The sequence below is a fragment of the Phenylobacterium sp. genome (assembly GCF_030697925.1).
In the GTDB taxonomy this organism is placed as follows: Bacteria; Pseudomonadota; Alphaproteobacteria; order Caulobacterales; family Caulobacteraceae; genus Phenylobacterium.
Genome location: NZ_JAUYOJ010000034.1, coordinates 12,824 through 26,477, shown reverse-complemented (window position 1 = coordinate 26,477; position 13,654 = coordinate 12,824). Strand labels below are relative to the sequence as shown.

Annotated in this window: 13 protein-coding genes; 9 read left to right on the top strand and 4 right to left on the bottom strand. The window is 68.9% G+C overall.

Features of this window, described 5'->3' with window-relative positions:
• The first annotated feature begins 315 nt into the window (after window positions 1-315).
• Complete coding sequence (locus Q8Q88_RS03840; protein WP_305673878.1) at window positions 316-1,236, top strand: helix-turn-helix domain-containing protein; 921 nt, start codon at window positions 316-318, stop codon at window positions 1,234-1,236.
• A 76-nt stretch (window positions 1,237-1,312) separates the two neighbouring features.
• Here the strand turns inward: Q8Q88_RS03840 and Q8Q88_RS03835 are convergent, their stop codons facing one another.
• Complete coding sequence (locus Q8Q88_RS03835; RefSeq protein WP_305673877.1) at window positions 1,313-1,744, bottom strand: nuclear transport factor 2 family protein; 432 nt, start codon at window positions 1,742-1,744, stop codon at window positions 1,313-1,315.
• 163 nt (window positions 1,745-1,907) lie between these two features.
• Between Q8Q88_RS03835 and ispG the strand changes: the two genes are divergently transcribed.
• The 3 genes from ispG to prfA all read left to right on the top strand — a co-directional run bounded on the left by ispG (window position 1,908) and on the right by prfA (window position 4,659).
• The gene (gene ispG / locus Q8Q88_RS03830) at window positions 1,908-3,047 is read left to right on the top strand and encodes a flavodoxin-dependent (E)-4-hydroxy-3-methylbut-2-enyl-diphosphate synthase (protein WP_305673876.1); all 1,140 of its coding nucleotides are present in this window, start codon (window positions 1,908-1,910) and stop codon (window positions 3,045-3,047) included.
• 111 nt (window positions 3,048-3,158) lie between these two features.
• Entirely contained in the window at window positions 3,159-3,452 is a 294-nt protein-coding gene (locus tag Q8Q88_RS03825) for a hypothetical protein (protein ID WP_305673875.1), read from the top strand.
• 130 nt (window positions 3,453-3,582) lie between these two features.
• Window positions 3,583-4,659, top strand: coding sequence for a peptide chain release factor 1 (gene prfA, locus Q8Q88_RS03820; RefSeq protein ID WP_305673874.1), 1,077 nt, complete (start codon window positions 3,583-3,585; stop codon window positions 4,657-4,659).
• Here prfA and Q8Q88_RS03815 read toward each other — a convergent pair.
• Window positions 4,617-5,852 carry a YihY/virulence factor BrkB family protein gene (locus Q8Q88_RS03815; protein WP_305673873.1) on the bottom strand — a complete coding sequence of 412 codons (1,236 nt, stop codon included), beginning with the start codon at window positions 5,850-5,852 and terminating at the stop codon, window positions 4,617-4,619. The genes prfA and Q8Q88_RS03815 overlap by 43 nt on opposite strands.
• Before the next feature lie 127 nt (window positions 5,853-5,979).
• Between Q8Q88_RS03815 and Q8Q88_RS03810 the strand changes: the two genes are divergently transcribed.
• From Q8Q88_RS03810 to Q8Q88_RS03795, 4 genes are all read left to right on the top strand, one after another.
• Window positions 5,980-7,305: a S9 family peptidase gene (locus tag Q8Q88_RS03810; protein WP_305673872.1), complete on the top strand. Its 1,326-nt coding sequence runs from the start codon at window positions 5,980-5,982 to the stop codon at window positions 7,303-7,305.
• A gap of 53 nt (window positions 7,306-7,358) precedes the next feature.
• A complete protein-coding gene (locus tag Q8Q88_RS03805; RefSeq protein WP_305673871.1) occupies window positions 7,359-8,129 on the top strand; it encodes an MOSC domain-containing protein in 771 nt (256 codons plus the stop codon).
• Window positions 8,126-8,995: a peptide chain release factor N(5)-glutamine methyltransferase gene (prmC, locus tag Q8Q88_RS03800; protein ID WP_305673870.1), complete on the top strand. Its 870-nt coding sequence runs from the start codon at window positions 8,126-8,128 to the stop codon at window positions 8,993-8,995. The genes Q8Q88_RS03805 and prmC overlap by 4 nt, the downstream gene beginning before the upstream one ends.
• A 241-nt stretch (window positions 8,996-9,236) precedes the next feature.
• Entirely contained in the window at window positions 9,237-10,331 is a 1,095-nt protein-coding gene (locus Q8Q88_RS03795; RefSeq protein WP_305673869.1) for a DUF4167 domain-containing protein, read from the top strand.
• Between the two features lie 148 nt (window positions 10,332-10,479).
• Here the strand turns inward: Q8Q88_RS03795 and Q8Q88_RS03790 are convergent, their stop codons facing one another.
• Window positions 10,480-12,522, bottom strand: coding sequence for a TonB-dependent receptor (locus Q8Q88_RS03790; protein ID WP_305673868.1), 2,043 nt, complete (start codon window positions 12,520-12,522; stop codon window positions 10,480-10,482).
• 127 nt (window positions 12,523-12,649) lie between these two features.
• On the opposite strand from Q8Q88_RS03790, the gene Q8Q88_RS03785 reads away from it, so the two are divergent.
• Window positions 12,650-13,135, top strand: coding sequence for a Fur family transcriptional regulator (locus Q8Q88_RS03785; protein ID WP_371129807.1), 486 nt, complete (start codon window positions 12,650-12,652; stop codon window positions 13,133-13,135).
• On the opposite strand, the gene Q8Q88_RS03780 is transcribed toward Q8Q88_RS03785, so the two are convergent.
• On the bottom strand, window positions 13,132-13,623 hold the full coding sequence (locus tag Q8Q88_RS03780) for a GNAT family N-acetyltransferase (protein WP_305673867.1): 492 nt from the start codon (window positions 13,621-13,623) through the stop codon (window positions 13,132-13,134). The two genes, Q8Q88_RS03785 and Q8Q88_RS03780, sit on opposite strands and share 4 nt — an antisense overlap.
• Between the last annotated feature and the right edge of the window lie 31 nt (window positions 13,624-13,654).

Sequence of the window (13,654 nt, the reverse complement as noted above, 5' to 3'; positions counted from 1 at the left end):
GCGGCCGGTCGAGCTTGGCCATTGGTCACATTTCGATCCCGATTCACCGCCAGAACTCGGCCGGTCGATGCGCTGGAGAAGCCGCCTCACGGCCTTGCCGCGGCGCAATAGCACATTGAATTTTGGGGCCAAAACTGGTATTTGCAACAGACTGTTAAAGACTGTGTGCCATCAGATCGGGCTGTCTTCGCGCGCGCCTCTGGTCGCGGATGAGAGAAGGGGCTTCGGGTAGCCATGGCGCTCGATACTGGCCGGGTTACGGATCTGCATTTGCGGAGCGATGGGCCTGTCGATCCCGGTCCGGTTGAATCCAACATGCCCACCTTGACCAGCGGCCCGAATATCGGCGCGGCCTTGAAGGCCGTTCGCGAATCCCGCGGGCTGAGCCTGGAGGCGCTGGCCGACATCACCCGCATCCGCCGCGCCTATCTAGCGGCCATCGAGGAGATGCGGCTGGAGCAGCTTCCGTCGCGCCCCTTCACCATCGGCTATGTCCGCGCCTACGCCAACGCGCTCGGGCTGGACGGCGAGGCCGCGGTCGACCGTTTCAAGCTGGACGAACCCACCCCCGACACCGCCCTGCGCGAACCGGTGGGCGTCAGCAATGAGAAAGACCCACGCCTGACCCTGGTCCTGGTGGTCGGGACCCTGATGATCGGCGCCATCGTCCTGTGGAATGTCGCCCAGCGGGCGATGAGCGACCAGCAGCCGCCGCCCGCGGCCGCCGCCCCGCAAACGGCCGCGGCCAGCCCGGCCGCCGCCGCGCCGACGGGGCCTGTCTCCCTCGGCGCCCCCCTGCCGGCGCCCGTGGAATCCACCACACCCGCGCCCTATGAAACCCCCGGCCTGGCCGACGCCACCGCCGCCGGCGGCTCCTCCGACGCCGTGATCGCCGCCAAGAAGGCGGCCAAGGCCAATCCGGACGCCCAGCCGGTCGTCCCGGCCGAGCCCCTGCCGCCCACCTTCGTCGCCAGCGGAACGGTCTACGGCGCCGAGCCCGGCCTGTCCGTGGTCACCCTCCAGGCCCGCAAATCAGCTTCGCTGATCGTGCGCGGCGCCGACGGAGCCGTCTACTTCGCCCGCCAGCTCGCGGCCGGCGAGGCCTATCGCGCCCCGGCGCTCAAGGGCCTGACGGTTGAGGTCTCCGATCCGGCCGTCGTCCAGGTCTTCGTCGGCGGCCAGTCCAAGGGCCTGATGCCGGCGCCGACCGCGTCGCTGGAAAAGCTGGCGCTGTAGCGGCCATTTCGCCGGACGGGCGCACCGAGGACGAACGAGACGCCTCCGGCTCCGACAGGGTCCGGAAATCTTTTTCCTAGGGCTTCAGGTCGGTCGCGGCCTTGTAACTCCCGTCCATGTAGAAGGGCGTCGAGCTGTGCTCGTGGACGATCCGCCAGGCGCCTTCGACGCGCCGCAGGCAGATCGTGGAGCGGAACCACAGGTCCACCGTCTCGCCGTCGGTCTTGGTCCCGGTCATGTGGATCAGGCCGTAGGCGCAGGCCAGGTCGCCGGAAACCTCAACATGCTGGTCGCGGACCTCCGACCCGATTGGCGTGGTCCAGGTGGCGAACCAGGCCTCGAGACCGGACCGTTCGTGGGAACGCCCGATCGCATGGGCGAGCGGCGGGTCGAGGTCGTAGCTCACCACCTCCTCGGCCAGGAAGGCGACCACGGCCCGGGCGTCGCGGGCGTGGAGGGCGTCGGCGCGGGCCTGCAGCAGGGCGCGGATCTGCTCAGCGTCGGTCATGGGTGGCTCCTGTTGGGTGGGCGTTGCGCCCGGGGGATCGCCCCAAGGACGGCCGCGCCGAGCCCGGCCCCGACATTTCGCGTCGGCGATTTTTTCTCCATCGACGGATCGAGGCGGCGACGGGCTTGGGGATTGGGGCGAAAGGCCCTATTTTCCGACCGCAATGAGCAGCCAAGACCACAACCACCTCCGCCCCTGGCGCGCCGTCGCGCGCCGTCCCTCGCGCAAGATCCGGGTGGGCAATGTCGAGGTGGGCGGCGACGCTCCGATCACCGTCCAGTCGATGACCAACACGCTGACGGCCGACGCCGCGGCGACCATCGACCAGATCCGTCAGCTCGAAGAGGCCGGGGCCGACATCGTCCGCGTCTCCTGCCCCGACGAGGCCTCCACCGCGGCGCTCAGCACGATCGTTAAGGCCTCCAAGGTCCCGATCGTCGCCGACATCCACTTCCACTACAAACGCGGCATCGAGGCGGCCAAGGCCGGCGCGGCCTGCCTGCGGATCAATCCCGGCAATATCGGCCATCCCGACCGGGTGCGAGAAGTCATTCAGGCGGCCCGCGACCACGGCTGCTCCATGCGCATCGGGGTCAATGCCGGCAGCCTCGAGCCGCACCTGTTGGAGCGCTATGGCGAGCCCTGCCCCGAGGCCATGGTCCAAAGCGCGCTGGACCACGCCAAGATCCTGCAGGACCACGACTTCCACGAGTTCAAGATCAGCGTGAAGGCGTCGGACGTCTTCATGACCGTGGCCGCCTATCAGCAGCTCTCCGAGGCCATCGATTGCCCGCTGCATGTGGGCGTCACCGAGGCCGGCGCCCTCCGAAACGGCACGGTGAAGTCGGCGATCGGCATGGGCAATCTGCTCTGGGCCGGCATCGGTGACACCATCCGGGTCAGCCTCGCCGCCGATCCGGTGGAGGAGATCAAGGTCGGCTTCGACATCCTGAAGTCGCTGGGCCTGCGCCATCGCGGGGTCAATATCATCGCCTGCCCGTCCTGCGCGCGGCAGGGCTTCAACGTCATCAAGACGGTGGAGACCCTCGAAACGCGGCTGGCGCATATCTCCCAACCCATGAGCCTGTCGATCATCGGCTGCGTAGTGAACGGTCCGGGCGAGGCCCTGATGACCGACATCGGCTTCACCGGCGGCGGCAAGGGCGCGGGCATGGTCTATATGGCCGGCAAGGCGCACCATAAGATGGACAACGAGGCGATGGTCGAACACATCGTCGAACTGGTCGAGGCCAAGGCCGCTGAACTCAAGGCGCGGGACCAAGCCCTCGAAGCGGCCGAATAGCCGCGTCAATCCGAACATTGCACGGATGACATGAAAATGACGCCCGCGTCACTCTTGCGCCCGGGGCAAGGGCTTGATTAGGTGGCGTCCGCCTAATCAGGGAGGGACACCATGTCCGCGGACGGCAACTGGAAGATCACCATCAACTCGCCCATGGGCGCGCAGGAAGTCGAGGCGGCCATCACCACCAGCGGCGACACCTTCACGGGCTCCACCAAGGGCCGCATGGGTGAGCAGACCATCGAAGGCAAGGTCGCCGGCGATACGCTGACCTGGTCCACCTCGATCACCCAACCCATGCCCATGACGCTGGAATTCTCGGCCACGGTGGCCGGTGACAGCATGACCGGCAATGTGAAGCTGGGCGCGTTCGGCAACGCCCCGCTGACCGGCGTCCGCGCCTAAGCGACTTCGCGCAAGCGACGTGGAAGGCCCTCGCCTCGCGGCGGGGGCCTTTTCGTATGCCGGGGTGTTTGGCTTCTTAGCGCGGGAGCGCTAGAGGAGGCCTCCCATTTTCCTTCGGTGATCAGACCCCGTGCGACTTCCCCAGGCCAGACTGGACCAGGTGCTCGACCGCTTCCGCGAGATCGAGGCGCGGATGGAAGCCGCCACCGACGGGACCGAGATCGTCAAGCTCTCCAAGGAGCATGCGGAGCTGAAGCCCGTGGTCGAGGCGGTCAAGGCCGTGGCTCGCGCCCGCGACGAGCTGCCTGAGCTGGAAGAGATGGCCAAGGCTGGCGACCCGGAGATGGCGGGCCTGGCCCAGGAAGAGCTCCAGAAGCTGAACGACAGCCTGCCCGAGTTGGAACGCCAGGTGGCCTTGCTGCTGGCCCCCAAGGACAAGGACGAGAACGCCTCGGCGATCCTGGAAGTCCGCGCCGGCACCGGCGGCGACGAGGCGGCGCTATTCGCCGGCGACCTGTTCCGGATGTACCAGCGCTACGCCCAGGCCCAGGGCTGGAAGGTGGAGATCGACTCGGTCTCCGAGGGCGAGGTCGGCGGCTACAAGGAGATCATCGCCTCGATCAACGGCGATGGGGTGTTCGGCAAGCTGAAGTTCGAGAGCGGCGTGCACCGGGTGCAGCGCGTGCCCGACACCGAGGCCGGCGGGCGCATCCACACCTCGGCCGCCACCGTGGCGGTCCTACCCGAGGTCGAGGACGTGGAGATCGACATCCGCGACGCCGACCTGCGCATCGACACCTACCGCTCGTCCGGCGCGGGCGGCCAGCACGTCAACAAGACCGACTCCGCCGTGCGCATCACCCACCTGCCCACCGGCATCGTTGTGACCTCCTCGGAGAAGTCGCAGCACCAGAACCGGGCGCGGGCCATGAAGGTGCTGCAGGCGCGGCTCTACGACCAGCAGCGCGAGGCGCTCGACACCGCCCGCGCCGACGCGCGCAAGAGCCAGGTGGGCTCGGGCGACCGCTCCGAGCGCATCCGCACGTACAACTTCCCGCAGGGCCGGGTGACCGACCACCGCATCAACCTGACCCTCTACAATCTGGCCAAGGTGATGGAGGGCGAGGGCCTCGCCGACGTGATCAATCCGTTGATCGCCGAGGATCAGGCCGCCCGGTTGGCGGCTTTGGAAGACGAGTTCGGCTGACGCCGCAGCGCCTTGCGCACCCGCTCGGCCTGGCGCTGGCTGTCGGTCCAGGCGCGGCTGGCGATCTGGCTGGCGTTGAAGTGGAAGGCCAGGCCCACCGTGTCGGCCATGGCCGCGCCCCGCGTCCCCATGGGCTGCTCGGGCCCGGTGGTGGAATCCCGCGCCGTCTGATGCTCGATCTCGGCGTTCAGCTCGGCCCCGATCAGCACCACCATCACCGAGAACCAGATCCACATCATGAATCCGATCACCGCGCCCAGCGAACCGTAGGTCGCGTCGAAATGGGCGACGTTGTTGACATACCAGGAGAATCCCAGGGATCCCCCCAGCCAAAAGCAGGCCGCCAGCACGCCGCCCAGGGACACCCAGCGCCAGCGGGCGCGGGCCCGGTAGGGCGCATAGCGGTAGATGGCGGAGAAGGCCGCCGCCGCCATGGTCAGTAGGACCAGCCACCGCAACGGAATCCAGATGCCGGCCAGGCCGTGCAGACCCAGCCGCTCCAGGGCCACCGGCGCGGCCACGAGGATCGCGGTCATCACCACCAGGAACGCGAGAGCCCCGAAGGTGAAGGCGTAGGTGAGCGCCGAGCGCTTGAAGAAGTTGCGCTTCTCCTCCTCGTCATAGGCGACGTTGAGGCCCTCGAAGAGCGCCTTCATCCCGGCGTTGGCCGACCAGACCGACAGCAGCAGGCTGACCATGAACGCCACCGACAGGGTGGCCTGCGGCCGGGTCGCCAGGCGCACCATCTGCTCGCCGACGATGCTGACCACCTCACGCGGGAAGACGGTGGCCATCTCGGAAAGCTGCTGCTGGACCGCGCCCAGATCGGCGAAGATGCCGTACAGCGACACGAAGACCCCGATGGCCGGGAACAGGGCCAGCAGAGTGTAGAAGGTCACGCCGCCAGCCACCGCGGACAGGCGGTCGCGGCCGATTTCCTGATAGGTGCGCCAGGCGATGTCCTTCCAGCCGCGCGGCGGGATGCGATGAGGACCGTGGGCGAGGCGTCCCCGTCCAGGCTCGGCGGCGTCGAAGGCGTGCGGCGTGGCCGTGGCCTCCACGCTCATGCCGGGCCGGTGTGGGAGGCCGCGCCGCCGCCACAGTTCCGTCATGGCGGCCAGGGCGATCCAGGGCGCCAACTTGAGGGCCACCGACCCGACACCGCTTAGGGCGCGACCGGTTCTGCTGTCCAAGCTCGGGCTCCCATTCGACGCAAAAGCCTCAACACCTGAGGCCCGGCGCCGTTCCTGGCGCCTTACGGATCGGTCATTGGACAAACCGCCCGGGGCTTGCATTCATCGCCGCTCGTGGAGCGACCTCATGAAGCATCTGACCTTGATCGGCCTGGCCCTGGGCCTGGGCTTCGGCGGCGTCGCCAAGGCCGCCGAACCCATCGGCCTCTGCCTTTTCGGAACCTACCGCCTGGCCGACGGCCAACTGGTCGATGTCGGGCCCACGGACGGCGGCATGCGCTGGCGGCGGATGGACGGGACAACCGGCAAGATCACCAAGGGAGCGGACGGCGTCTGGACCAGCCGCCAGGGGTGGACCGCCCGGCCCGACGGGATCACGGCGAGCTTCGGCGACTGCGCGCAGGACACCCTCATCTTCGCCGGCCAGGCCGGACATAGACTGAAGTTCGAGGTCCAGGACACCCGGTTCCAGGGCGACGGCGTCGCCCTGCGCGGCCGGCTGGTCCTGCCGCCGGGCAAGGGCCCTGTCCCTATCGCCATTCTGGTGCATGGTTCGGAGAGCAACGCGGCCGTCGAAAACAACTCTACCCAGCGCATCTGGCCGGCCAACGGCGTGGGGGTCTTCGTCTACGACAAGCGCGGCACCGGCGGGTCGGAGGGTCGTTACAATCAGGACTTCCGCCAGCTGGCCCGCGACGCCGCCGCGGCGGTCACGGAAGCGCGGCGGCTGGCCGGAAGCCGCGCCGGTCGGGTCGGTCTGGACGGCGGAAGCCAGGGGGGTTGGATCGCGCCCCTCGCCGCGACGCTAACGCCGGTTGATTTCGTCGTCGCCCGGTTCGGCATGGCCGAGAGCGCCCTGGCCGAGGACCGCGGCGAGGTCATGCAGGGCCTGACCGACAGGGGCCATGGCCCAGAAATCCTGGCCAAGGCGCGCGAGGTCACCGACGCTACTGGCAAGGTGATGACCAGCAACTTCACCGACGGCTGGGTCGAACTGGAGGCCGTGCGCAAGCGCTACGGCGCCGAGCCCTGGTTCAAGGACATCAAGGGCGAGTTCAGCGGCCAGATTCTCAGCGCCCCGGAGGCCGCCGGCCGCATCGCCGGGCCGTTCTTCAACCAGGGCACCTCCTGGGACTACGAGCCCCTGCCCGTCCTACGCGCGCTCGACACGCCGATGCTGTGGATTCTGGCCGGCTCCGATCGAGAGGCGCCGCCGGCCGAGACCCGCCGCCGGCTGGTCGCGCTGGCCCGCGAGGGCCGGCCGATCCAGGTGCTGGAATATCCCAACACCGACCGCGGCATCGTCGAGTTCGAAACCGGCGCTGACGGCAAGCGGACCCCGATCCGCTATGCGGACGGCTACTACGGCGCGGTGCTCGACTTCGAGAAGACCGGGACCCTTTCCGGCCGCTATGGCGCGGCCCTGCGGCTGACGGACGGCCTCAAGCCCTGAGACGGCCCGAGACGCGGCTTGAACTGGCGCGGGAGTTGCGGTTACCAGGGGCCATGATCGGTCATATCGCCGCCCTCTACCGCCATCCCGTCAAAGGGTTCACCCCGGAGCGGTTGGACCACGCCGACCTGACCCTGGGCGGGCCGTTCCCCTGCGACCGGCTCTATGCGGTGGAGAACGGTCCGTCGGGCTTCGACGCCGCGGCGCCCGGCCATATCTCCAAGCAGAAGTTCACCGTCCTGGCGGCCATTCCCGAGGTCGCCAAGGCCCGCACCGCCTATGACGAGGCGACCCACACCCTGCGCGCCACCGCTCCGGGCCAGCCGGACTTCACCGGCGCCATGTCGGACGCAGCGGGCCAGACCGCCTTCGCCGGCTGGCTGGGCGGTCTGTTGGGCGAGGAGGCCCAAGGTCCGCTTCGAGTCATCCAGGCGACGGGCCACCGGTTCATGGACCACCCCCTGGGCCATGTCTCGATCATCAACCTGGCCACGGTGCGCGACCTGGAGGCCAGGATCGGCAAGCCGGTCGATCCGCTGCGCTTCCGCGGCAATGTCTATGTCGAGGGCTGGCCCGCCTGGGTGGAGAACGACTGGGCCGGCCGCGAGCTGATGGTCGGCTTCGCCCGGGTGAAGGTGTTCAAGCCCATCGTCCGCTGCGCCGCGACCCATGTGGATCCCACCACCGCCGAACGCGACATGGACGTGGTCAAGGCCCTGTTCGACAACTACGGCCACATGAACCTGGGCATCTATGTCCACGTGGCCGATGGCGGCCGCCTCACGGTGGGCGACGCCTGCACGGAGCCGGAGCCGGCGGCATGAGCCTGAACCTGCTGCAGGCCTGGCAGAGCGCCAAGGCGCGGCTGGAGGCCGCGGGGCTGCCCGGCCCGGTCATCGACGCGCGCCTGATGGGCGAGGCCGCCGCCGACGCCACCCGGGCCGACATCGTCTCCGATCCCTATCGGCCGCTCACCGAGGAACAGGAGGCGACCTTGGCCGACTACCTGGCCCGCCGCGAACGGCGCGAACCGGTCAGCCACATCCTGGGCCGCAAGGGCTTCTGGAAGATCATGCTGGCGGTGACTCCCGACGTTCTCACACCGCGGCCGGACACCGAGGTGATTGTCGACTATGTGCTGAAGGGCTGGCCCGAGCAGATGGCCTTCAACATCCTGGACCTGGGCGTGGGCTCGGGCGCCATCATCCTGTCGATCCTGGCCGAGCGGCCGGCCGCCAAGGGCCTGGGGGTCGACGTCTCGGCCGAGGCCCTGGCCGTGGCGCGGGAGAACGCCGCCAATCTGGGCCTGGCCTCGCGCCTGGCCCTGCTGCGCGGCGACTGGACCTCGGGCCTGGGCGACGCCAGCTTCGACGTGGTGGTCTCCAACCCTCCCTATATCGCCACCGACGTCATCGAGACCCTCGAACCCGAGGTGAAGGACCACGAGCCCAGGGTGGCCCTGGACGGGGGCCCGGACGGTCTGGACCACTATCGCCGTCTCGCCCCGGAGATCCTGCGGGTGCTGAAGCCCGGCGGAATGTTCGCCGTCGAGATCGGTTACGACCAGAAGGACGCCGTCGAAGCCCTGTTCGCGGAGGCCGGCGGAAGCGACGTCTGGACCATCAAAGACCTCTCCCTGCATGACCGCGTGGTGGTCGGTACGAAAAACCCCTTGGAAACTCGCGTTTGAATCGCTAAGTCTTTGTCCTGTCTCCACCCAATTCGCCGGGCTTCGGACGTTCTGAGAACCGGAACGGACAAACGCCTCGGCAGGCGCGCGGATCGCGTGTCACGCGCCTAGATGTCAGGGCGGACGACGGGGAACACACACGTCTTCAACACGGATTTCGGACGATGGCGTCCGACCCAAGGCGAGAGGATAGACCGCGCGCCGCCGGCATAGCCGGGGCGCAGCGGGATGATCACAAAGAATGAGAGATTTCAAGGGTATGAAGCGCCAGCGCGGCCGCAATCGCGGCGGCGGCGGTGGTGGTGGCGGTAAGCCACAGCAGCAGAACGCCAACCGGGCCTTCGATTCGAACGGCCCCGAAGGCGCGAAGGTGCGCGGCAACGCCCAACACGTTTTCGAGAAATACCAACAGCTCGCCCGCGACGCGTCGTCGGCCGGCGACCGGGTGCTGGCGGAGAACTACCTGCAGCACGCCGAGCACTATTTCCGGGTGGTGCGGGCCATGCAGCCCACGCGTCCGGCCAGCGATATCCTGGGCCGCGACAGCATAACCTCCGGCTTCGACATCGATTTCGAGGACGAGAGCGGCGCCCAGGCCGCAGCCGCCGCGGACGCCGCGGCGGCCGAGGCGGAAGGTGACAACTCCGAAGGCGGCGAAGGCGAAGGCCAGCAGCCCCGCGGCGAACGCTGGCGCGACGAACGCCCCCGCGACGAACGGCAGCGCGACGATCGGCCCCGTGATGACCGGCAACGTGACGATCGGCCGCGCGCCGATCGTTTCGAGGGTCAGGGCCAAGGCCAAGGCCAGAACCGCGGCCGCGACCGTTGGCGCGATCGCGACGATCGCCCCCGCGGCGACGGACAACCGCAACAACGCGACGATCGTCCGGCCCGCGCCGACGACCGCCCCCGCGACGAACGCCCGCGGGACGAACGCCCGCGTGACGATCGCCCCCGGGATGATCGGGCGCGCGACGAACGACCTCGCGAAGACCGCGCCGCCCAGGACGACCGTCCGCCGCGCCGCGAACGCTTCGACCGGGACCGCGATCGCGCCGACCGGCCGGACCGTGATCCCCTTGCGGTGGTCGAGCCCAAGGCCTCGCCCCTGGTCGCCCGCGAGGAACAGGCCTCTCCGGTCCTGCGCGACGACGATGGCGGCGAGAGCCACGCCCCGGCCTTCCTGAAGGCCCCCAAACCGCCGCGGGCGGCCGCGCCCAAGGCGCCGGTCGAGGAGGCCGCCGCCGAGGACAAGCCCAAGGCCCGGCGTCGCCGCGCCCCGCGCAGCTTCGAGGGTGGCGAAGGCTCGGCTTCGAATGAGACGGAGGAAGCCTGAGGCTTCAAGGCGAGGCTTCGGGCCCTGCGAGACAATCAATCCCTCCCAACTTGGGAGGGATTTTTTGTGTCAGCGAGGCTCGGCGGCTTCTGGAACCACCTCGACGCCCCAGGCGCCAAGATCACCCGCGGCAAGCGCCGCCGCGAGCCTAGAAGGTGTAGCCGGCGCCGATCCGGAAGCTGCGGCCCGGAAGGGGCGCCAAATCCTTCAGGAACGAGGCGTGTTCCCGCGCCTCGGCGTCATTGAGGTTGCGGACGTCGGCGAAAATCTTCAGGCCCTTGTCATCGAACGGCCGCATGATCAGCGAGGCGTTCAGCATCCGGTAGCCGTCCGTGGGAATCTCGGCTTCCGCCACCCGATCCTGGTCGCCCACCTGGCGGAGTTCCAGCTTGCCGGTCCACCAGCCGCCCTCGAACACCGCGCGTCCGGTGACCGACCAGGGCGGGATTCGCGCTGGCGCGCCGAGATCCGTGTCGCCGCGCACATAGTCGGCGGCCCCCTCCAGGGTGAAGCTGCGCTCACCGTCCTCCCAGAGGCGGTGGGCGATCTCGACCTCGGCGCCATAGAACTCCGCGTCGGTCTGGACATAGTCGAAGATCGCCAGGCCGCTGTCGGCGTCGTCGAACCCGGTCGGCCGCAGATCGATGAAGCCGTCGTAGCGGACGCCGAAAACGTGCAGGTCCATATCCCAGGGTCCCCCGCCGTAGTGCAGGGTGGCGTCGAGCGAATAGGAGATCTCGGAGTCCAGATCCAGATCGCCCTGCTCGAATCCGCGGGTCGCCGCGTGCGGCCCATTGGCGAACAGCTCGACCTCGGTCGGCGCGCGAGAGGTGCGCGAGCCCGAAAGCCCGAGGAACCAGCCGGTCGCCGGGCGCAGGAAGGCGCCCGCGCTCGCGGAGACATTGGTGAAGTCGCGCGATCCGAGCGCGCTCTTCAACTCGCGACGGTCCAGGCGCAGCCCGCCCTCGACACCCCAGCCCTCGCGGTCGAGGCGCTGGAGGGTGAAGGCCCCCACCTCCTTGATCTCGGTCGATGGGATGAAGGCCTCGTCGCCGATGGCCTCGATGGTCCGTGACAGGCCCTGGACGCCCACCGCGCCCTGCCAGCCGTCGCGCTCGACCTGCACCAGTTCGGCGCGGGCTTCCCAGCCATCGGACAGGAACAGGGTGCCGACCGCGCCATCCTCGATCTCGGCGTGCTCGTAGTCGGCATAGCCCGCCGACACCTTGAGCTGGTTGAAGACGCCGAGGTCGAGGTTCAGCCCGCCCCGCAGGTCGTAGCGGGTCTGCTTGAGGTCAATCAGGACGCCGGCTTCCTCCTCATGCTCTTCGTGCTCCTCTCCCTCCTCCTCCTCGTGCGCGTGGCCCGGGACGCCGTAGGTGGTTTCGGTGCGCTTGACCGCGAACCCGAGGAAGCCGCGATCACCCACATAGGAAACGCCGCCGCCATAGGCATAGAGGTCGACCGCCGTGTTCTCGACGGTGGAGTTGATCGGCCCGGGGAACGCCTCGCCGTCCGCGGCGAGTTGGCGACGCGATTCCGCCGGAACCGGGATCTTGTAGTCCGAGCTTTCGCGGCGCAGGCCATCGGCGCTGAACACCCAGTTGCCAACGCCCAGCTTGAAGGCGGCCGAGGCCGTCGACCCGTCGTCGACGCTGGTCGTGGCCGCGATCAGCCGGCCATGGAAACCGTCCACCACCTTCTCGGAGATCCGGTCGTCGATGATATTGACCACGCCGCCGATCGCCGAGCCGCCATAGGCCAGGGCGGACGGTCCGCGCAGCACCTCGATCCGCTCTGCCTCCTGCGGATCGGTGGCGACCTGGTGGTCGGGCGACAGGGCCGAGGCGTCGATCATGCCCACGCCATTGGTCAGCACCAGGACACGGGGCCCGGACAGGCCGCGGATGACGGGGCGGCTGGCCCCGGGACCGAAGAAGGTCGACCGCACCCCCGGCAGGCCCGACAGGACGTCGCCCAGGCCACCGGACGCGGCAGTGTCCAGATCGTCACGCATGATGACGTTGACGGCGGTGGTGGTGGAATCCATCGAGACCACGTAGGGCGCGCCGGTGACCACCACCTCGGAGACCTGCCTGGCCCCCGTCGGGGGCGCTGCGTCGTCCGCCAGGGCGGGGCCGGAGATCAGGGCGAGGATGCCGGCGGCGGCGAACAGGGCGGTCTTGGTCATGCGGCGATCCTGCAATCCAGGGCGGCGCTCCGGCGGCCCTGTTACGAAATAACACCGTCTGTTATGAGATAACATAACCAGCCGTCAAGCGGCTATGGTTGCGAACCGGCCAGGAGGTGGTTAGCTGATGGATATGGGAGCAGAATGTCACCACGCCGACGGCGCGCATCCGGGCCTGAAGGGCCACGCGCTGAGCCACGCCTTGGGCGCGGCCGAGAGCCGTTGCGCCGCAACCCAGGAACGCCTGACCGCCCCGCGCCGCCGGGTGCTGGAACTGCTGCTGGAATCCAACGCGCCGCAGAAGGCCTACGACCTGATCGCCGCCTTCGGCGCCCAGGGTGAGCCCGCCAAGCCGCCGACGGTCTACCGCGCACTGGAGTTCCTGGAGCGTCTGGGCTTCGCCCACCGCATCGAGAGCCTGAACGCCTATGTCCCCTGCCGCATCGACGGCCAGAGCCATCGCGCGGCCTTCCTGATCTGCGACTGCTGCGGGGCGGCGGAGGAGTTCGAACCCGACTTCACCGCCCAGCTCGCCGCCGCCCGGACCGCCGGCTACGAAGTCGCCAGCATCACCCTGGAAGCTCGCGGCCGCTGCGCCGCCTGCCGGACCTAGCGCAGCCGCGCCATCCACAGGGCGTCGACGTACTCGCCATCCCGCCAGGCGTAGCGCCTCAGCACCCCCTCCCGCTCGAACCCGAACCGCTCGTAGAGAGCGATGGCGCGGGCGTTGTCGGTCCAGACGGACAGTTCGATCCGCCGGAGATTCAGCCATTTGTCGGCCTGATCGACCGCGGCCGACATCAAGGCTGTCCCGACCCCTCGCCCGGCATAGGCGTCGTGGACGGCCATGCCGATCGTGCCCACATGCGCGCGCCGCCCCTCAAGCCGGTTCATGCCCAGGGTTCCCACGACCTTGCCCTCGATCACGCCCACGAAGTTGGTGTGGCCGGCCGGCAGGGCCGCCATCCGTTTTCGCCGCTCGTCCACGCTGGTGAACGGTGTCTGCAAGGTTCCCCACACCGCCTTCGGCTGGTTCAGCAGTTCGGCGACGTCGGCGGCGTCCTCCGGCTCGCGGGCGCGGACCAGCATGTCCTGGGTCATCTCGTCTCTCCTTGAAGCCGGAGGACGGGCC

Coding starts and splice junctions, on each gene's coding strand:
- Q8Q88_RS03805 (WP_305673871.1), top strand. CDS start 7,359: ATGATCGGTCATATCGCCGCCCTCTACCGCCATCCCGTCAAAGGGTTC.
- Q8Q88_RS03810 (WP_305673872.1), top strand. CDS start 5,980: ATGAAGCATCTGACCTTGATCGGCCTGGCCCTGGGCCTGGGCTTCGGC.
- Q8Q88_RS03790 (WP_305673868.1), bottom strand. CDS start 12,522: ATGACCAAGACCGCCCTGTTCGCCGCCGCCGGCATCCTCGCCCTGATC.
- Q8Q88_RS03825 (WP_305673875.1), top strand. CDS start 3,159: ATGTCCGCGGACGGCAACTGGAAGATCACCATCAACTCGCCCATGGGC.
- ispG (WP_305673876.1), top strand. CDS start 1,908: ATGAGCAGCCAAGACCACAACCACCTCCGCCCCTGGCGCGCCGTCGCG.
- Q8Q88_RS03795 (WP_305673869.1), top strand. CDS start 9,237: ATGAGAGATTTCAAGGGTATGAAGCGCCAGCGCGGCCGCAATCGCGGC.
- Q8Q88_RS03835 (WP_305673877.1), bottom strand. CDS start 1,744: ATGACCGACGCTGAGCAGATCCGCGCCCTGCTGCAGGCCCGCGCCGAC.
- Q8Q88_RS03785 (WP_371129807.1), top strand. CDS start 12,650: ATGGATATGGGAGCAGAATGTCACCACGCCGACGGCGCGCATCCGGGC.
- Q8Q88_RS03840 (WP_305673878.1), top strand. CDS start 316: ATGCCCACCTTGACCAGCGGCCCGAATATCGGCGCGGCCTTGAAGGCC.
- Q8Q88_RS03780 (WP_305673867.1), bottom strand. CDS start 13,623: ATGACCCAGGACATGCTGGTCCGCGCCCGCGAGCCGGAGGACGCCGCC.
- prmC (WP_305673870.1), top strand. CDS start 8,126: ATGAGCCTGAACCTGCTGCAGGCCTGGCAGAGCGCCAAGGCGCGGCTG.